Here is a 21212-nt window from a genome sequence, read left to right as displayed (position 1 = left end):
TTTTGAATAAAAGTGTCATCATATGTAGTGTCTTTGCGATGATTTCGTTTTCTGTGAAAGCGCAAGAATTGATGGATATAACGAAACCCAAAATAGGGTTGGTTTTAAGTGGTGGAGGCGCTAAAGGCCTAGCACATATTGGTGTTTTAAAGGTTATTGATAGCCTGGGAATTCAGATAGATTATGTGGCAGGAACAAGCATGGGTGCAATAATTGGAGCTATATATGCCTCGGGTTACTCGGGCAAACAAATAGATTCTATTTTTCATGAAGTAGATTTTGATGACATCATTAGTGATGATTTACCAAGGGCTTCAAAAGCTTTTGATGAACGTGCTAATGATGAAAAGTATGCTGTTAAGTTGCCTTTTAGGAAATTTAAAATAAAACTACCCTCTGCATTATCAAAAGGGCACAACACCTATAGTTTATTTACCAAGTTGTTTCTGCATGTTAATGAGGTAGAAGATTTCAGTGAATTGCCAATTCCTTTTTTTTGTATTGCTACCAATGTCGAAACTGGTAAACAAGTGGTTTTAGATCAGGGTAATTTAATGCAGTCTTTAATGGCTAGTGGGGCGTTACCTTCCTTATTTCAACCGGTTATAATTAATAATGAGGTTTTAATTGATGGTGGTGTGGTTAATAATTATCCTGTAGATGAATTGCGTGCAAAAGGCATGGATTATATCATTGGAGTAGATGTGCAAGATGATTTGATGACTCGTAATGAGCTAACTTCAGCGCCTGATGTGTTACTTCAAATAAATAATTTCCGTACTATTAATGATATGAAATTAAAGGTTAAGAAAACAGATTTGTATATTAAACCTGATATTTCAAACTTCAACGTTGTCTCTTTTAGTCAAGGTCAGGCAATTATAGATAAAGGCGAAGATGCAGCATTTAAACAAAGGAAAGCACTAGAAGCGTTGACGGTTCTTTCAAAAGAAAGACAAGTAAAAACAAAGCCACAACACATAGACAGCTTAAAAATTAATGCTATTGATATAAATGGAAATACCCATTATACAAGATCTTATGTGTTAGGTAAGTTGAAACTAAAAAATAGCCAAACCATTAGCTATCATCAATTTGAAAAAGGGATGGATAATTTAGTAGCTACCAATAATTTTGAATCGGTAGAGTATCAATTAAAAGATTCAAAAGAACAAGAAGGGTATAATTTAAAGATAAATCTTAAAGAGAGCCAAATAAGTACGTATCTAAAATTAGGCGTGCATTATGATGATCTCTATAAAAGTGCTGCATTAGTGAATCTCACAAGAAAACGATTATTTTTCAACAATGATGTAGCTTCTTTTGATTTTGCTTTAGGAGATAATGTGCGCTATAATTTTGAGTATTTAATAGACAAAGGTTTTTATTGGAGCATTGGATTAAAATCAAGATATAATCAGTTTGATAAAGATATTAACGCCTCTCTTATTTTAACAGAGATGGAGCGTTTAACAACTGGAGTGAACAAAATTGATGTAAAATTAAGAGATTTTTCAAATTGGTTTTATGTACAAACCTTATTTAGAAAAGATTTTTCGTTAAGTATGGGTGCTGAACATAAATATCTTGAAATTGACTCAGAAACACTGTCTGGAAACAATCCTGAAAGAGTGTTTCAATTTCAGTCAAAAAACTATGTTAGTTTGTTTGGTAATTTGAAATTGGACACTTACGATAATATTTATTTTCCTAATAAAGGGGTGTATTTTGATGGAAATTTAAATATTTATCTGTACGCTTCAGAAAACAATGATGAGTTTGCAAACTTTTCAATAGCCAAAGCCACTTTTGGATATGCTTTTAGTATCACTGATAAGCTGGCTTTTAACTTACAAACGGGTGGCGGATTTAAGTTTGGAGGTAAATCTGATAAAGCTTTAGATTTTGCTTTGGGAGGGTACGGAAACCATCTTATTAACAATTTAGTGCCTTTTTTAGGGTATGATTTTGTATCCTTAGCAGGGAATAGTTATGTAAAGGCCTTTGCCATGATGGATTATGAAATTTTTAAAAAAAATCATATCACGCTTGAAGGGAATTGGGCAAATATAGATGATGATATTTTTGATACAGGCGAGTGGTTTACTCTTCCAGATTACCGTGGATATACGCTTGGTTACGGTATTGAAACGTTTATAGGTCCTATACAGGTAAAGTATAGTTATTCGCCAGAACAAAAGGCGAGTAAATGGTTTTTTAATTTAGGCTTTTGGTTTTAGTAAGTAGTAGAGGCATTTTAAAATCCAATGAAAAATTATCATATTTGTAAAACTATGACCTGTTTTTGGCAAGATTTATTATCCTTTTTACATTACCTAATCAAGAGAAATCCTGAATGAGTGTACTTTTTGTATCTTTATAATTACTAATTAGTTAGAGTGTTTTGTTGGTTTAAAACCAAAGGTTCAATTAATTATTATAAATAAAAAAGTATGCCTTTTTATCATAAACTGGGAAGTATTCCTCCTAAAAGACACATTCAATTTAGAAAACCAGATGGTAGTTTGTATTATGAACAATTGTTTGGTACTATAGGGTTTGATGGTATGTATACCAACAGCTATCATGAACAGCGCCCAACACAAGTTAAAGCGATTAAAAAGCAGTACAGTGTGTCTCCCAAAATTGCCTTTCAAAACAATATCAAATCATATCGTTTTAAAGGGTTTTTAGTAGAGCCTCAAAAAGATTATCTAGAGAGTAGAAAAACGGTGTTGGTGAATAGTGATTGCAGTATTGTGCTGGCGGCACCAACAGCATCTACTCAAGATTATTTCTATAAAAATACAGATGCAGATGAACTAATTTTTATTCATAAAGGATCAGGAAAACTAAGAACTATGTTTGGAAATATCAATTTCAAGTATGGTGATTATCTTTTAATACCTCGTGGGGTTATTTATAAAATAGATTTTGATAGTTCTGATAATAGGTTGTTTATCGTAGAGTCTCGTCGACCAATTTATACCCCTAAGCGGTACCGCAATTGGTTTGGTCAGCTATTAGAACATGCGCCTTTCTGTGAACGTGATATTAGGCGTCCTCAAGAATTAGAGACTTATAATAAATCGGGAGAGTTTCTGATTAAAGTAAAAAAGAGGGATGATATTATTGAAATGCTGTATGCTTCTCACCCTTTTGATGTGATTGGATATGATGGCTACAATTATCCATATGCCTTTTCAATTCATAATTTTGAGCCAATAACAGGTAGAATTCATCAACCCCCACCAGTACATCAAACTTTTGAAACCGATGCTTTTGTGGTGTGTAGTTTTGTGCCGCGTTTGTATGACTATCATCCCCTATCTATTCCTGCGCCATATAATCACAGCAATATAGATAGCGATGAGGTGTTATATTATGTTGATGGCGATTTTATGAGTAGAAATGATGTAGAAGCTGGACATATTTCATTGCATCCGGCGGGTATACCACACGGTCCGCATCCAGGAGCCACAGAGCGCAGTATAGGCAAAACTAAAACGGAAGAACTAGCGGTAATGGTTGATACTTTTAAGCCTTTAATGATTACAGAAGAAGCTATGAAAATTGCTGATGAAACTTACTACACATCTTGGTTAGAATAATATTTAGAGGCTATTCCAAGTTTCTAGTGTATTTTAAATAGCATTTAAACAGGCTTCTATGAATATAAAATGCGTCGTTTAAGACACGAAGCATGAATATTAAAAATTTAAAAAATGAGTAAAACAATAAAATCAGTAAACTACGGTTTAGAAAAAATATTTCAGGGTGCTCAGGATTTTTTGCCCTTATTAGGAACCGATTACGTCGAGTTATATGTTGGTAATGCAAAGCAATCGGCCCATTTTTATAAAACAGCCTTTGGGTTTCAGTCGTATGCCTATAGAGGTTTAGAAACTGGCTCAAAGGAAGCCGTGAGCTATGTGCTTAAACAGGATAAAATAAAATTGGTTTTAACGACCCCTTTAAATAGTCACTCGGAAATCAACAAGCATATTGTAAAGCATGGTGATGGCGTAAAAGTAATTGCCTTATGGGTTGAAGATGCCAGAAAAGCTTTTGAGGAAACTATAAAACGTGGTGCAAAAGTTTATATGGAACCTTCGGTTGAAAAAGATGACTTTGGAGAAGTTATTAGGGCTGGTATTTATACCTACGGAGAAACGGTTCATATGTTTGTGGAACGAAAGAATTACTATGGCACATTCTTGCCAGGTTTCATATTATGGGAATCAGACTATAAGCCTGAACCAGCAGGTTTAAAATACATCGATCACATGGTGGGTAATGTAGGCTGGGGACAAATGAATACTTGGGTGAAGTGGTATGAAGATGTTATGGGGTTTGAAAATTTCTTATCTTTTGATGATAAACAGATCCATACCGAATATTCAGCATTAATGAGCAAGGTTATGAGTAATGGTAATGGCCGTATAAAATTTCCAATTAATGAGCCGGCAAAAGGAAAGAAGAAATCTCAGATTGAAGAATATCTCGATTTTTATGAAGGAGCTGGTGTGCAACACATTGCGGTTGCTACAGATGATATTATAAGTACGGTGTCGCAACTAAGAGCGCGTGGCGTTGAGTTTTTGTCAAAACCACCAGAAGCCTATTATAAAGCTGTTCCTGGACGTTTAGAAGAACATAGTCATCAACTACAAGAAAATATTGAAACCCTTAAAAATTTAGGTATCATGATTGATGCCGATGAAGAAGGGTATTTATTGCAAATTTTTACAAAACCCGTTCAAGATAGACCTACCTTGTTCTTTGAAATTATTCAGCGTATGGGCGCTAAAGGTTTTGGGGCTGGAAATTTCAAAGCCTTATTTGAGTCTATTGAACGTGAGCAAGCCAACAGAGGTACTCTATAATTTTTATAAGTGTTTATAAGACCTGCTATGCATTTTAGCAGGCTTTTTTTATTTTGTTATTGAAGAATCCTAACATAACTATAACGTTTTATAGTCTAGCTACTATAATAAAATTTATATTTTTGGAACAGTAATTGTAATTTCTAATTGAACAATAACTTGTAACAAATAGAGTTACTATGAAATTACATATTTAGCTATGAAAAAAATTATATTCATATTTTTTGTTTTAATTACCGCACAGTGTGTTGTGGCGCAGCCAGAAGAATCAGCATTTGATACGGGTGAATGGTTCAAATTCAGAATGAGCTATAGCAATTGGTTAAAAGCGGGTAATGCAACACTAACTGTAAAAGATGCGAAGTATAAAGGGAAGGATGTATATCATGTTGTAGGTAAGGGGTGGACCACTGGTATGATTAAGTGGTTTTTTAAAGTAAAAGATAGATATGAAAGTTTTTTTGATAAGAAAACCATTTTACCGTATAGGTTTATACGCGATATTGATGAAGGCGGGCATACCAAAAATTTAGAAATTGAATTTGATCAAGAGAACAACAAAGCTTTTGTAAACAATTTAAAGTATAACACACAAAAAACACTTGATACGAAGCCTAATATTCAAGATATGGTATCTACGTTTTATTACCTGAGAAATAATTTAAAAACAGATGCTTTAAAGATTGGTGATGAAGTACGTTTAGATATGTTTTTTGATGAAGAAAACTACGGGTTCAAATTAAGGTATCTTGGAGAAGAAACAATAAGCACCGAGTTTGGAAAAATTGAATCGTTAAAGTTTAGGCCATATGTTATGGCAGGCCGCGTTTTTAAAGAAGAAGAAAGTTTGACGCTATGGGTTTCAAAAGATAAAAATAAGCTACCTTTGCGTATTAAAGCAGATTTGGCGGTAGGGTCTTTAAGGGCAGATTTAGAGGCCTTTAAGGGGCTAAAGCATCCTTTTAAAATAGTAGTAAAAAATTAGTAAGTCTTTTGAACTCCAACATTTCAAAAAAATTAAAGGAAAAGTATGAAACCATTGACCAAGATGTTGATGTGCATCTAGAGGGGTTGTTGCATAGTAAGCCCATTAATTACTGGGATTACATACATACTGATGCGCTTTTAAATCTTCAAATTCAACGTACCAATTTCCCTGATGAGAAGGTATTTATCATGTATCATCAAATTTCAGAGTTACTTTTTAAGATGATTTTGAGTGAAATTGAACAAGTGGCTAGAGCAGAAATTCTTGAACCAGAGCTATTCACTGATAAAATAATGCGTATTAGTCGCTATTTTGATGTCTTGACTTCTTCATTTAGTATCATGAAAGATGGTATGGATATAGAGCAATACAACAAGTTCAGAACAACGCTCACACCGGCAAGCGGTTTTCAAAGCGCTCAGTATAGAAAAATCGAGTTTTCGTCTACAGAACTAATCAATCTAATAGATAAACGTTTTAGAGATACTATTGATAGGAATTCGTCTTATGAACATGCTTTTGAACATTTGTATTGGCAGGCTGCAGGTAAGGACTTCGAAACAGGCAAAAAAACATACACTTTAACAGCTTTTGAACAACGCTATAAAGAAGAATTTATTAGATTTACAAAATTTTATCAAAATAACAATTTGTGGAGTAAATTCAAGGGGTTATCCAAAGAAGCTCAAAGGAACAGAGCGTTGATAAAAGCCATGCGCCATTATGATTTTACGGTGAATATTAAATGGGTTATGGCACATTATAATACGGCAAATCATTATTTAAATATTGGTGGCGAAACAGCCGAAGCCACCGGAGGAAGTGAATGGGTAAAATATATGCACCCAAAATATCAAAAAAGAATATTTTTTCCAGATTTATGGACAGAGAAAGAAAAAGAAGCGTGGGGAACAAATATATAGTAGTACTGTTAGTAACGGCTGTGTTGTTTGCAGCCTGTAAGGAAGAAGTAAAACAAGAAGGCGTTAAAGAAGATATTGTTGCTGTAACCGAGAAACCAAAAGAAACCTTTGAATTTGGTTTTAAGTTAAATGATTATATTGTAAAACGAGACACTATAAAACGTGGCGATAGTTTTGGTGAGATTTTAGAACGAAATAATGTAGGTTACCCTAAAATATTTCATATTGCTGAGAGAGCCAAAGATACCTTTGATATTAGAAGGCTTCAAGTAGGGAGACCCTATACGCTTTTATGCTCTAAAGACTCCTTAGAGTTACCACAATCTTTTATTTATCAGCCTAATCTTGAGGAATATGTGGTTATAAACTTCAAAGATTCTATACATGCCTATACCAGTAGAAAGCCAATCACTTATGTTGAAAAAACGGCTACAGGTATTATAAATAGTAGTATTTCTGAAACCCTTGAGGAGAAAGGCTTAAGTCCGAGATTGGCATTTAAGTTAGCGGATGAAATTTATGCTTGGACTATTGATTTTAGACGCCTTCAAAAAGGAGATCGATTTAAGGTTATTTATACCGATAAATATATAGATGATACCATTTATACAGGAATCCATAATATAAAAGCAGCCTTTTTTGAACATAACAGTGAACCTTTTTATGCGTTTGAGTTTGAAACGGATTCAGTTAAAGGTATTGTCGACTATTTTAACGAAGAGGCTAAAAACTTACGAAGAGCCTTTTTAAAAGCTCCGGTAAAGTTTAGTCGCATTTCTTCACGTTATAACTTGAAACGCAGGATTGCGGTTTATGGGTATCGGGTAAGAGCTCACAAAGGAACCGATTTTGCGGCACCTATTGGCACGCCAATTATGGCTACAGCAAATGGCACCGTAACAAAGTCTGAACGCCGAGGCGGTAATGGTAATTATGTGAAAATTCGCCATAATGCCACCTACGAAACCCAATACCTTCACATGAAAAAGCGTAAGGTTAAAGTGGGAGAGTTTGTAAAACAAGGTGATGTGATAGGCTGGGTTGGTATGACAGGTAATACAGGAGGCCCTCATGTATGTTATCGTTTTTGGGTAAATGGCAGACAGGTAGACCCGTTTAAGCAAAAATTGCCAGAAGCTAAACCTATTTCAGATTCTTTAAAACTAGAATATTTAAATTTCATTCAACCTATAAAAAAACAGTTAGATAGCATTCCTTTTGATTCTATAGATGTTATAGATGAATCTATAGAAGTAGCACTTGAAGAGCAGAATAATTTAATATCACAAAATACCCATTAAGCATGGCACTACCAACTATTAACCCTACAACAACTAATGCGTGGAAAAAGTTACAAGCACATTTTAAAGAAGTAAAAAATGTACACATGAAGGATTTATTTGCTCAAGATGCTTCAAGAGCAGACAAATTTACCGTGGCTTGGGACGATTTTTATGTAGATTTTTCAAAAAACAGAATTACCGAAGAAACCTTGAAGTACCTTCTGGAGTTAGCTGAAGAAATAAAGCTAAAAGAAGCTATTACAAGTCAGTTTTCAGGTGAAATTATCAATCAAACAGAGGGTAGAGCGGTGTTGCATACGGCACTAAGAGCTCCAAAATCAGCCGAATTTAAAGTCAATGGTGAGAATGTCATACCAGAGGTTTATCAGGTAAAAGAAAAAATTGAAGCCTTTACTAATCAGGTGGTGAATGGTGAACTTAAAGGGTTTACAGGAAAATCATTTACAGATGTTGTCAATATAGGTATTGGTGGTTCAGATTTAGGACCAGCTATGGTGGTTGATTCACTTCAATATTATAAAAATCATTTAACTACACATTTTGTTAGCAATGTTGATGGTGATCATGTTAATGAGGTTATAAAAAAATTAAACCCCGAAACGACTTTATTTGTAGTGGTTTCAAAAACATTTACCACCCAAGAAACGCTTTCTAATGCTAATACACTAAAAGATTGGTTTTTAAAATCAGCTAGCCAAGAAGCTATTGCTAAACATTTTGTGGCGGTATCTACAAATATTGAGAAAGTAAAAGATTTTGGAATCGATGAAAACAACATTTTCCCAATGTGGGATTGGGTTGGTGGACGTTTCTCGTTATGGAGTGCCGTTGGTTTAACCATCAGTTTAGCGGTTGGCTACACTAATTTTGCCAGTCTTCTTGAAGGGGCAAACAAAATGGATGAACATTTTAAAACAGCGAATTTCAATTCCAATATTCCAGTTATACTCGCTCTAATTAGTGTGTGGTATAATAACTTTTTTAATGCCGAAAGTGAAGCCATTATTCCGTACTCACAATATTTGAATCAGTTGGCAACCTATTTGCAGCAAGGTATTATGGAGAGCAATGGTAAAAGTGTTGATAGAAACGGACATCCTATTGATTACCAAACAGGAACTATTATTTGGGGAGAACCGGGAACCAATTCACAACATGCCTTTTTTCAATTAATTCATCAAGGAACAAAATTAATTCCAGCTGATTTTATTGGATTTGCCCAGTCATTACATGGCAACCAAGATCATCAAGATAAATTAATATCAAACTTTTTAGCGCAAACTGAAGCTTTATTAAACGGAAAAACCGAAGCTGAAGTCGTTGCAGAAGGGACGAAAGAAAGTATTATTCCATTTAAAGTTTTTAAAGGCAACAAACCTACAAACACCATTTTTATTAAGAAGCTGACACCTGAAAGTTTAGGGAAACTTATCGCTATGTATGAGCATAAAATATTTGTACAGGGTATAATTTGGAATATTTTTAGTTATGATCAGTTTGGAGTGGAGTTAGGAAAGCAATTAGCAACAAAAATTTTACAAGAATTTAATGGTAAAGTTGCAAATCAGCATGATTCTTCAACAGCTAATTTATTGAGATATTACAAAAAAATGTCTTGATGAAATATCAAATACCTTAAAAAGATATTACATTAATACTGTATTAATAAAAAGAGCGTAAATATTCAATGTTTACGCTCTTTTTGCTTTTAGATACATGTTAAATTTGTTAACGTTTGCTTAATATGTAATGCCAAATAATATGTACTTTTGCTGCGACTAATTTCAAATAATTAATTATGAAAAAAACTATTAATTTTCTTTTAATTACCGCAGTGCTAATGTTTTCGGCAGTTGCCATGGCACAAAGTACTGTTTCGGGTACAATTTTAGAGGCAGGAAGTAATATTCCACTTCCAGGTGCTAATATTATTGAAAAAGGAACTTCAAACGGGGTGACGTCTGATTTTGACGGAAACTTTACAATTAAAACAAATGAAACATCAGGAGAACTTGTTATTACCTTCATTGGGTATAACTCAGAAACCATTCCATTTTCAGGAGATGTTGCGTTAGGAAACATTGTTTTAGAATCAAGTCAGGTAGGTCTTGAAGAAGTTCAAATTATTGCATCTGTTGCGGTAGACAGATAAACGCCTGTAGCTGTTTCTACAGTTAAAGCAGCCGATATAGAGTTGAAACTTGGAACTCAAGAGTTCCCAGAGATTTTAAAGTCAACACCAGGAGTGTATGCCACAAAACAAGGTGGAGGGTACGGTGACGGAAGAATTAACCTTAGAGGTTTTAACTCGGAGAATGTGGCTGTTTTGATTAATGGTATTCCTGTAAATGATATGGAGAATGGTCGAGTGTTCTGGAGTAACTGGGCCGGATTAGGAGATGTAACCAGCCAAATGCAAGTACAAAGAGGTTTGGGGGCATCTAAATTAGCAGTTCCTTCAATTGGGGGTACCATCAATATTGTTACAAAAACTACCGATGCAGAAGAAGGAGGAAATGTTGCAACCACCATTGCAAATGATGGGTATTTGAAATATGGTATGACTTATTCAACAGGTTTAATGAAGAATGGTTTTGCGGTTACAGCGTCTGCAGCAAGTACAAAGGGAGATGGTTATGTGGATGGAACACAGTTTTCAGGAGTTTCTTATTTCATAAATATTTCAAAAGAGATTAATGATAACCATAGTTTATCTTTTTCTGCTTTTGGAGCAAAGCAACAACATGGTCAAAGACAAAACAGACATTTAATTGAGACATTTAAGAATAGTGAGCGAGGCAGAAAGTTTAACTCAGATTGGGGTTATAAAAACGGACAAGTAACCTTTCAAGAGGATAATTTTTATCACAAGCCTCAAATTTCCTTAAATCACACCTGGAATATTAATGAAAAAACCTCGTTGCTTTCATCTGCATATGTTTCATTCGGAACAGGAGGTGGCGGAGGCTGGAGAGGTGTAAATAAATTTACCTTCAACGAAGCAGATGGTAGTAGCCCTTACAGAACTGGCTTATATGGGCCTATAGATTTTGATTTGATCTCGGCTGAAAATGAAGCTAGAGGAGCCGAAGGCTCTGAAACCATATTGAGGGCGTCAAGAAATGATCATAATTGGTATGGGCTTTTGTCAACCTTAAAAACTGATTTAACGGATGACTTAGTGCTTTTAGCTGGTTTAGATTTTAGATCTTATAAAGGAATCCACTTTCAAGAAGTAACAGATTTACTAGGAGGTCGATATTTTTTAGATAATGGTAACGAAAACAATCCTAACAATCCAGCTGGAGTGGGTGATAAAATCAATTATTATAACGATGGTAAAGTAGGTTGGTTAGGACTTTTTGGTCAACTAGAATATGACATTAATGAACATTTTAATGCATTTATATCTTTAGCTGGCTCAAATACATCGTATCAACGAATAGATTACTTTAATTATTTAGATTCAGATCCGCTGCAAAAAACCGATCGCTATAATTTTGCTGGGTATAGTGTAAAAGGAGGAGCGAACTACCGTTTTGGTGGAAATCATAATGTGTTTGCTAACCTCGGGTATTTTGAAAGAGCCCCGAATTTTGATGCTGTATTTTTGAACTTTAGTAATGATAACATTAATGCCGATGCTCCTAATCAAAAGATTTCTAGTGTTGAAATTGGTTATGGTTTTAGAGGAGAAAAGTTTTCGGCTAATTTGAACTTATATAGAACATTTTGGAAAGATAGAACAGAGATTGCAAGTTTTCAGCAACCTGACGGAACGCGCGCTGCAGCCAATATCTTAGGTGTAAATGCTATTCATCAAGGAATCGAGTTAGATTTTGTATACCGAGTATCCAATAAATTTAATATTACAGGAATGGCTTCTTTAGGTGATTGGAGATGGGATAAAGATGTTTTAGGTGTTCCTATTTTTGATGAGGATCAAAACCTTATTGATGTTGTAGATATTTATATCAAAGATTTGCATGTTGCCGATGCAGCGCAAACTACAGCAGCTTTAGGTTTAGATTATAGACTAGCTCCAAAAACAAGAATTAATTTAGATTATAATTATTTTGGAGACATCTATGCGGAATTTGACCCTAGCGACCGACAAGAACCAGGGCCAGACGCATGGAAAATGCCTAATTATAACCTTTTTGATGTAGCGCTTACTCATGGTTTTAAATTTGGACCTTTTGATGCAAGTATTACTGGTAGAATAAATAACTTATTCGATTTAGAGTATATTTCAGATGCTCAAGATGGCAGAGCAGTAGGTAATCCTGGTGATCCTGACTATATTCCTGGATCTTCGGCGAGAGTAGCAAGAGTTTATTATGGTTTTGGAAGAACCTTTAGTGTAGGAGCAAGGCTTAATTTTTAAAAAAAAAGAAGATGAAAAATTTATTTAATTATGTTATGATTATTGGGTTCATTCTTGTTGGATGTAATCCAAATCAAGATATTTATGATGAAATTGCTTTAAATGCAAAGCCTATTTCTGGTGATGTTGCGTATACTTTAACTGAAGAAGATTATACCGAAGAATTAGAACTACGATTTCCAAATTTTGGTTCTGAAGATGAAGCTAAAGAGTTAATTCCAATTCTTCTAGAAGACAAATATCCTGCTTTAAAAGACGGATCAAGTGCATTCATTACCTATGCTTTATATTCACCTAAAAGAGAAGAGAGAAGTTTAATTAGATATACAGTCTCTAATGAAGATTATGCTGCTCTTGGTCATACTTTTGGGAATTTTGATAGAGAGTCAGAAATTATAGAGTTCTTAGAATATAAATACCCTAATCCAGAGGATAGAGTTTTAGTGTCTTTAACGTATGATTTTTATAATGGAAGTACAAATACATTAAATACAGGATACTTATTTATTAATGATACTTGGGAGGAAATGATTAGCTTTTCTGACGATGAGTATACCCTAATGGGAGAGCGTTTTCCAAACTTTTCAAATGAGGATGAAGCTACTTTAAAAACGGCTATTATTTTAAAAGATAAGTTAAAATTTGATGGTTATGAAGCAGGAGATATAGTGGGTACGATGTACAAACTATATACTACAGATGTAGATGACCTAGATGAAGATGGTAGAACGGATGACAGTACCACGTATAGTTATGTGAAGTATTTTATTTATGATGGTGAAAATTGGTCTGAATATAATGATGTTATCAATCAGGTATTACAATTTGGATACGATGGCGAACAGGATGCTTGGGTACCAGATAATACCATAAAATATACTCTGGTTGATGAAGATATATCTTTTATTTCAAGTACTTTTATTGATAAATATCCGGGACCAGCAGATAATGTAGGGTTTTTTGGAAGCTTTGATAGAAGATCGAGTAGTAGTAATTACTGGAATGATGATATGTTACTAGAAGCATTTTCTGCTTTGTTAAACAAAAAACAACCTGAAGCTGAGGAAGGTCAAAAATATGTTTTAACTTATGTTGTTTATACTGGTGCGACAGGTACCGAGAGCATGAGTTTAATTAAAGCAAAAAATGATTCAGGAGAATTAGTTTGGAAGGTAAATAAATAAAAAAAGTGTTCAGCATATTTAAAACCACCTTGATAAGAGGTGGTTTTTTAAATTTCAATAAATTTATTAAATGAAGTACTTTTTAGGTTTATTTAGTTTAATTTTTATTCTAGGGTGTAGTTCAGAAGGAAATGATTCAGTTCCCAAACCAGAACCTGATCCAAATGGTGTACCTATTGCTGTGGATGATACAGCAAACACTACAGAAAATGATGTAGTCGTTATAGGCGACTTACTTTCAAATGATACCGTATTGGATAACGCCCGGATTACAAGCTTTGATATAACAACAACCCAGGGCGGTACAATCACTGACAACAGAGATAATACCTATACGTATACGCCGCCAGCTAATTTTGTAGGAGAAGATACATTTACGTATACCATTTGTGATAGGGACGAAAAACCCGATTGTTCAACAGCAACAGTGACTATCACCGTTACAGATGCAGGTAGCCCTTTAGCCGAAGATGATACTGTAAAAGTGCTTGAAAATAGCACCAAAGTGCTTACTATCCTATTGGATAACGACAATTTAATGGATGGTGCCATGTTATCAGAAGTTGATGGAACTTCTTCACAAGGAACCGTTGTGCGTAATGCTGATGGAACTATAAGCTATACAGCTAAGTCTGGATTTACAGGTTCAGATACCTTTACCTATACTATTTGTGATAATGACACCCCAAATCCGTCCTGTGATACCGCTACGGTACATGTTACGGTGGTTACAGGACTAAGTTTTAATATTGCTGCCGAGGTGTCTGATTATTATAGTGGTGTTATTTTTTCTGAGGATGCAGATTTAATGTTTGAGGAATTAGAAGCCCTTACAAAAAATAAGCATACCACCATTTTGTCTTACGGAGAGCGCCATAATTATTTGTATGATGCCGACAAAGATTTAAATAATGATGATAATGTTATCTTGATGTATACAGGTGAAAGTAGGTATTGGAAAGAATATACTTCTGGTACAAATGCTTATAGCCCGCAAACATTCAATACAGAACATATATACCCACAATCAAGATTATCTGCCAATGATGCGGTAACAGATTTACATCATTTAAGATCTTGTGATGCTAATGTAAATGAAGAGCGAAGTAATTATCCCTATGTAGATGGCTCTGGGAACAATCAAAAAATTGGTGAGGTTTCCTGGTATCCTGGAGACGAATGGAAAGGTGACGTAGCAAGAATGGTTATGTATTTGAATATCAGATATGGTGAAACGTTTGTAAAAGTTGGAACGCTTGAATTATTCTTAAAATGGAATGTTGAAGACCCTGTATCTGACTTTGAAAAGCAACGTAATCAAGTTATTTTTGGTGCGCAAGGTAATAGAAACCCATTTATTGATAACCCTTATTTAGCAACATTAATTTGGGGCGGCAATACAGCTGAAAATACGTGGAAATAATCTTAGGATAACAAAACATAACAGCCGCTTTTTTTTAAGGTGGCTTTTTTTATCTTTTTAATTATTACATTTGTCAAGAATAAAAAAAGATGCTTCATGTATAACATTGTAAAAACACTTCACTCGTATTGGGCTTACTTCGTTTTAATCGTTTTAATTATTGCAACGTTTAATGCCATTATAAAAACATTTACAGATAAAGAATATGAAGCAAATGATTTCAGAAAATCGTTATTTACCTTAATCGTTTCACACATTCAGTTACTTATTGGATTAGTGTTGTATGTGGTATCACCAAGATTACAATTATTTGGCGAAGTGGGTATGGGAGGTATCATGAAAGATGCTGTAAATAGACTGTATTTGGTTGAGCATCCTGTTATTAATATTCTGGCTGTAGCTTTGATTACTATTGGGTACTCAAAACATAAAAAGAAGCTAACCTCAAATGCCAAACTAAAAACAATAGCTATATTTTATTCTATAGCCTTAGTTTTATTTTTATCAAGAATTCCTTGGAATACTTGGTTAGGCTAGGTATTAGTCGCTCACCTTTTTTATCAAATGTATGTAAACGGGAAAGTGATCACTGTACCCGTTATTAAATCCGTTATCAGAAAAACTTCTTAATGGATAGCCTTTGTAACGCCCTTGATTGTCAATAAGGTAGTTTTTATTGTATATTCCCGATTTGAAGTATTGGAAAGAACTAAAATCTTTTTCAAGTAAGGGTTTGCTTATCATAATTTGGTCAAACAGGCTCCAAGCATCTCTGTAGGCGGTAGTGCCTAGTCCGATAGTATAAAGTTTATAAAATGGATTGTATAGATGTCTTATTTTTAGATTGTTGCGATTCTTTTTTGCATTGAGTATGTTTTTTATGCTTTTGTTATTGGGGTTGTCATTGAAATCGCCCATAATAATCACTTTAGCATAAGGATCAATACTTTGAAGCGAATCCGTAAGGTGTCGAGTTAGTTTAGCGGCCGATATACGCCTTGGTTGGCTTTTAGTTTCTCCACCACGTCTCGATGGCCAATGATTCACTAAAAGATGTATCTTGTCACCATCTAATTGACCACTCACTAATAATTGATCTCTAGTATAAATTGGCTCTTGCTCATCATCATAAAGCTTAAGGGTATGATGACTAGAATGTGTTGGTGTGAAAATATGTTTTTTATATAATAAAGCTACATCAATACCTCTGGCATCTGGAGAATCAAAATGTATAATCCCATAGTTTTTATCCTTCAGAAAATCATTTGAAATTAAATCAATTAAAACATCTTTGTTTTCAATTTCGCAAACACCAATAATGCTCGGGCTATTTTTAGTAAGCTCAAAGCCAATATCAGAAATCACTTTAGCCATATTACTTGTTTTCTTTTGATAGATTTTTGAACGATTTGATTCTACCTCCATAATGGGGCTGTATTCATCAAATTTTCTGGGATCATTAATGGTGTCAAATAGGTTTTCAAGGTTGTAAAAGGCTATAGTATGAATAGAATAAGAATGATTTTGCGCTTTTAAAACGGCTGAAATACAAAAGAAAATGAGAGCGAAATAAAATTTATAACTATACATAAATAGAAACAATAGGGTGTTTTTGTCCTACAATACGCTATCAAATGTAGTATATTATTTTAAATAAATTTAATTTTGTAATTAATAACTTACTTTTTATATTGTAGCTATCTAAATCTCAATATGAAGAAAGCCTTAGTCCTTTTATTTGTTACCCTAAGTTGTGTTAAGGTTGCGGCGCAACAAACGCTTATAAAAGGGAGTGTTTTAAATGCGGTGTCTTCAAAACCTATCACAACTGTGGTTGTTGAATTGGAAGGTACCAACTTGAGCGTTACAACAAATGAACAAGGTCTGTTCGTTTTTGATATGCATGTACCCTTAGGAGAACAAGTAATTAAACTATCAAAACTTGGCTATGTAACAAAACGCTATCCTATTGTGGTAAATGAGGGAGAATTGGTCACCATTTTTGATATGATATTAGATCCAGATAGGTCAAGTACTGATGATTTGTTTGTTATAACCCTATCTGATGATGAATTGAATGATGATACTAGTGGTGCAGATAATATGGCTGGGTTACTGGCATCATCTTTGGATGTTTTTCAGAGAACAGCAGCGTTTGAATTTAGCGCATCATTTTTTAGGATGAGAGGTTTAGACTCCAGAAATGCTTCGGTTTTAATTAACGGCATTGAAATGAATAAAGGTTATAATGGACGACCGCAGTGGAGTAATTGGGGTGGGATTAATGATGTATTGCGCAACCAAGAATTAACCTTAGGGTTAGCACCATCAAATTACAATTTTGGCGGCGTTTTAGGCACCACAAATATTAATGTTAGGGCGTCTCAGGTAAAATCGGGAGGGGGCATAACCTATTCGTCTTCCAATAGAAGTTATACAAATCGAATTATGGCAACGTACGCTTCAGGATTACTAAAAAATAACTGGGCGTATACCATTTCCTTGGGCAGACGCTGGGGCAATGAAGGATATCAAGACGCTACCTCATACAGCTCAAACTCGTTTTTTACATCGGTTGAAAAGAAGTTAAGTGATCAGCATAGTTTGAATATAACAGCTATTTATACACCAAATAAACGAGGAAAGTCTTCCCCAAATACTCAGGAGGTGTATAATATAAAAGATATTAAATACAACGAATATTGGGGTTTGCAAAATGGTGAAAAGCGTAATTCTAGAATTAAAGAGGTAAATGAGCCTGTGTTTATACTTAACCATAATTGGAATTTAAATAGTAAAACATCTTTAAATACTAATGTGGCTTATCAATTTGGAAGTTTAGGTAATAGCCGACTTGATTATAATGGAACCGATTTAGTTGATGGGATTCCACAGGGGGGTGGCTCAAATCCAAGTCCAGCCTACTATCAAAAACTACCAAGCTATTTTGAAAGAAATTATCCTGATAATTTAGAATATGCTTATTTGGCACTCAAGCTATTTCAAGCAAATGGTCAGATTAATTGGGATACAATGTATAATGCCAATATTAATAATGCACAACAAGGAGGGAACGCCATATATGGGCTTTATGAAGATAGAGTTGATGATACGCAACTAACTGTTAATTCCATTTTCAATAAAGATATTAATGCAAATATCAGAGTAAATGCTGGAGTTAATTACAAATCATTACTGTCTAAAAATTATGCCCATGTATTAGATTTACTTGGTGCTTCAACCTATCTAGATATTGATACTTTTGCCAATACTATTGATGAAGCTCAAAACGATTTGCGTAACCCTAACCGATTGGTAATGGTTGGTGACAAATTTAAATACCACTATAATATTACAGCCAATAGTTTTGATGGCTATGCACAAGGCTTATTTACCTATAGTAATGTAGATTTCTATCTTTCAGGAAGTATAAACCGTACACACTATCAAAGGGAAGGGCTGTATCAAAATGGGGGTTTTCCTAATAATTCGTTTGGTCGAGGTAAAAAACTGGCGTTCACAGGTTTTGGAGGCAAGGCAGGGCTAACTTATAAATGGACTGGCAAGCATGTATTCAATGTTAATTTAGGATATATAAATCGCGCGCCAACTATTCAAAACACCTATTCAAATGCTCGAGAAAACCATAATATAGTACCAAATATTACCACTGAAAATATTTCTTCTGTTGATGGAAGTTATATTTTCAGATCGCCTTTTGTTAAAGCTAAATTAACAGGGTATTTCACAAAAATTACCAATGCCAATGATATTGCATTTTATTTCGCTGATGGCGTGGGAGGTGACAATGCTATTTTTGTTCAAGAAATTTTACAGGGTATTGATAAAAAGTATTTTGGAGCCGAATTAGGAGTAGAGGCACAAGTTACCACAACCATAAAACTTAAAGGCGTTGCAGCCCTAGGTCAGTTTACTTATAATAATAACCCTAAATTATATTTAACAACAGAACCTAGTGATGACGCTGAAGCCGCTGGCTTTGTAAATGGAATCAAAGATTTTCGAGAAACTAAGTTGAAAAATTATCGTTTGTCAAATGGTCCGCAAAATGCTTATGCTTTGGGTTTTGAGTATCGGGATCCTGAGTATTGGTGGTTTGGGGCTACTGTCAATTTTTTCACAAATACGTATTTAGATGTAAGCCCTTTGAAGCGGTCATCAAATTTTAATACTGATTTTGATGGCAATGTGTTTAATGATTATGATGAAGATCTGGCAAAACAATTGTTACAACAAGAACGGTTTGATGATTATATGGTAGTGAATCTTGTTGGAGGGAAATCATGGAAAATAGGAAAGTATTATTTGGGCTTATTTGCAAGTATAAATAATGTACTTGATGAAGTATACAAAACAGGAGGTTTTGAACAAGGTAGAACGGCAAACTATAGAGAATTAAGAGACGATAAAGCTTTAACAACGCCGGTTTTTGGACCCAAATATTGGTACGGTAGAGGAACTACCTATTTCTTGAATCTTAATCTTAGGTTTTAAAACTATGATGCTTATGAAAACATTTACATTTCAAAAGGTAGCCATCCTCATTTTTATAATGTTGGTGTCCTGTGTTAAGACTGAAGACTATGAATTACCCGACGTTTCCATCACAGAACCAGATATCCCAAAAGACAAGGTAACTACCTTCAAAACGCTTAAGTCTTTATATAATCAAGCCATTAATGATGGCAAAACTACTGTTGTACTTGATGCCGAAACCGATTTATATATTGAAGGTTACGTAGTGTCTTCAGATAAATCAGGTAACTTTTTTGAAGAGTTAATTATTCAAAATAAAGTAGACGGCAGCACATCAGATTCCGATCCAAGAATGGGCTTTAAAATAGATATTAATGCCAGTAGTTTGTCAGATATTTATCAGTTTGGTCAAAAAGTATATGTTAAATTAAACGGACTAACTATTGGAGAATCAAATGGTGTGCTTACTATAGGAAAAGGCGATGGTATAAATGTAGGACAGATTCAAGCGGCCGAATTTAAACATATTATATTGAGAACAAACCATATAGTGAACATAGTGCCTAAAGTGTCTGCTATTGAAGATTTAACTGAGTGGGATGAAAACACACTCATTCAGTTACATAAGATGCAGTTAAACCGATTTGAGTTAGGAGCTACTTTTGCAAGTGAATCATTTGACGAATTTGATGGTTTACGCCTGTTAGAATCTTGCGATTCAGGAACATCAATAATAATGCAAACAAGTACGTTTTCTGATTTTAAAGCCCTAACGGTGCCTCAAGGAAATGGGGCTATTACAGGAATTTTTAGTAGAGATTTTAGAGATAATTTCAACGTTTTAATTATTAATACATCTGAAGATGTGGTGTTTGATGATCCATCGCGCTGCGATCCTATAGAGTGGCCATGTGAACTAGGAGAATTGGTAGGTACAGGGAATCTGTTATATGAAGATTTTGAATCTCAAAAAAATAACAAACCCATAGTTATTGAGGGTTGGACTAATTACATGGAAGCGGGCTCACAAGCTTGGGAAGGCTATTCGTCAACATCTTCAAATGCGTCATTGGGGCGTTCAGCACGATTTCAATCGGCAAGCTCAGGAGATGTAAGCAACATAGGCTGGCTCATTACTCCGCCCATACATCTTGATAATCAGGAAGGCGAAACACTACGTTTTAAAACGTCAAATAGTTTGGCAGATAGTAGTTTTATGGAAGTATTGTATTCATCAGATTGGGATGGTGCCGAAGCAACCATCACAAACGCAACCTGGGGAGTGTTTTCTGCTGCTTATGTTGTGAAGGATACTGATTCTTTTGCGCCTTGGTTTGATTCTGGTATTGTTGATTTATCCTGTGAGACAGGAACCGTTTACATTGCATTTAAATTTACAGGTGGTGGGCAAGCATCTTTTGATGGGGTTTATGAGCTTGATGAGATTAGTATTGATTTTATAGAGTAGAATATATTATTCTGAGGCAATTCTGTAATAAATCCGTTGGAGTTATTATTTTAGCCAAATGACAACTTTTGATATGTTATTCTTTCATGTTTTTCAGTATTATAAAAACAAGAAAGTAAGAAAAGCAGATGCCATAGCAACATGTTATTTAA

Annotated in this window: 15 protein-coding genes and 1 pseudogene; 15 read left to right on the top strand and 1 reads right to left on the bottom strand. The window is 34.5% G+C overall.

Translation table 11 applies throughout. The features are described from left to right. Positions 1-71: 71 nt before the first annotated feature. From FGF67_RS06590 to FGF67_RS06540, 13 genes and pseudogenes are all read left to right on the top strand, one after another. On the top strand, positions 72-2240 hold the full coding sequence (locus FGF67_RS06590) for a patatin-like phospholipase family protein (RefSeq protein ID WP_233244021.1): 2169 nt from the start codon (positions 72-74) through the stop codon (positions 2238-2240). 213 nt (positions 2241-2453) lie between these two features. Continuing rightward, positions 2454-3611: a homogentisate 1,2-dioxygenase gene (locus tag FGF67_RS06585; protein ID WP_139695966.1), complete on the top strand. Its 1158-nt coding sequence runs from the start codon at positions 2454-2456 to the stop codon at positions 3609-3611. 114 nt (positions 3612-3725) lie between these two features. Beyond that, positions 3726-4886: a 4-hydroxyphenylpyruvate dioxygenase gene (gene hppD / locus FGF67_RS06580; RefSeq protein WP_139695964.1), complete on the top strand. Its 1161-nt coding sequence runs from the start codon at positions 3726-3728 to the stop codon at positions 4884-4886. Positions 4887-5085: 199 nt separating this feature from the next. Then, positions 5086-5871, top strand: coding sequence for a DUF3108 domain-containing protein (locus FGF67_RS06575; protein ID WP_139695961.1), 786 nt, complete (start codon positions 5086-5088; stop codon positions 5869-5871). Between the two features lie 8 nt (positions 5872-5879). Beyond that, a complete protein-coding gene (locus FGF67_RS06570) occupies positions 5880-6797 on the top strand; it encodes a tryptophan 2,3-dioxygenase family protein (protein ID WP_139695959.1) in 918 nt (305 codons plus the stop codon). Further along, positions 6755-8098, top strand: a complete 1344-nt coding sequence (locus tag FGF67_RS06565; protein ID WP_139695957.1) for a peptidoglycan DD-metalloendopeptidase family protein — start codon at positions 6755-6757, stop codon at positions 8096-8098. Before FGF67_RS06570 ends, FGF67_RS06565 begins: the two co-directional genes overlap by 43 nt. Positions 8099-8100: 2 nt before the next feature. After that, on the top strand, positions 8101-9720 hold the full coding sequence (pgi, locus tag FGF67_RS06560) for a glucose-6-phosphate isomerase (RefSeq protein WP_139695955.1): 1620 nt from the start codon (positions 8101-8103) through the stop codon (positions 9718-9720). A gap of 179 nt (positions 9721-9899) precedes the next feature. After that, a complete protein-coding gene (locus tag FGF67_RS17615) occupies positions 9900-10253 on the top strand; it encodes a carboxypeptidase-like regulatory domain-containing protein (RefSeq protein ID WP_317128513.1) in 354 nt (117 codons plus the stop codon). Positions 10254-10265: 12 nt separating this feature from the next. Continuing rightward, a pseudogene (locus FGF67_RS17610) lies at positions 10266-10559 on the top strand (TonB-dependent receptor plug domain-containing protein); the annotation flags it as partial. 102 nt (positions 10560-10661) lie between these two features. Continuing rightward, on the top strand, positions 10662-12488 hold the full coding sequence (locus FGF67_RS06555) for a TonB-dependent receptor domain-containing protein (protein WP_317128516.1): 1827 nt from the start codon (positions 10662-10664) through the stop codon (positions 12486-12488). 11 nt (positions 12489-12499) lie between these two features. After that, positions 12500-13672, top strand: coding sequence for a hypothetical protein (locus FGF67_RS06550; protein ID WP_139695953.1), 1173 nt, complete (start codon positions 12500-12502; stop codon positions 13670-13672). Between the two features lie 70 nt (positions 13673-13742). After that, a complete protein-coding gene (locus tag FGF67_RS06545; RefSeq protein ID WP_139695951.1) occupies positions 13743-15095 on the top strand; it encodes an endonuclease in 1353 nt (450 codons plus the stop codon). Positions 15096-15191: 96 nt separating this feature from the next. After that, entirely contained in the window at positions 15192-15632 is a 441-nt protein-coding gene (locus FGF67_RS06540) for a hypothetical protein (protein WP_139695948.1), read from the top strand. Between the two features lie 3 nt (positions 15633-15635). Here FGF67_RS06540 and FGF67_RS06535 read toward each other — a convergent pair whose 3' ends face one another. Continuing rightward, the gene (locus tag FGF67_RS06535; RefSeq protein ID WP_139695946.1) at positions 15636-16685 is read right to left on the bottom strand and encodes an endonuclease/exonuclease/phosphatase family protein; all 1050 of its coding nucleotides are present in this window, start codon (positions 16683-16685) and stop codon (positions 15636-15638) included. 123 nt (positions 16686-16808) lie between these two features. Here FGF67_RS06535 and FGF67_RS06530 point away from each other — a divergent pair, with 123 nt between their 5' ends. Next, the gene (locus FGF67_RS06530; protein ID WP_139695944.1) at positions 16809-19610 is read left to right on the top strand and encodes a TonB-dependent receptor; all 2802 of its coding nucleotides are present in this window, start codon (positions 16809-16811) and stop codon (positions 19608-19610) included. 13 nt (positions 19611-19623) lie between these two features. After that, on the top strand, positions 19624-21060 hold the full coding sequence (locus FGF67_RS06525) for a DUF5689 domain-containing protein (RefSeq protein ID WP_139695942.1): 1437 nt from the start codon (positions 19624-19626) through the stop codon (positions 21058-21060). Positions 21061-21212: the final 152 nt, after the last annotated feature.

Origin of the sequence: Allotamlana fucoidanivorans, from assembly GCF_006265225.1 — a bacterium.
Classification (GTDB): domain Bacteria; phylum Bacteroidota; class Bacteroidia; order Flavobacteriales; family Flavobacteriaceae; genus Allotamlana; species Allotamlana fucoidanivorans.
Note: the sequence above shows the minus strand (reverse complement) of the source record. Positions and strands in the feature narration are given on the sequence as shown.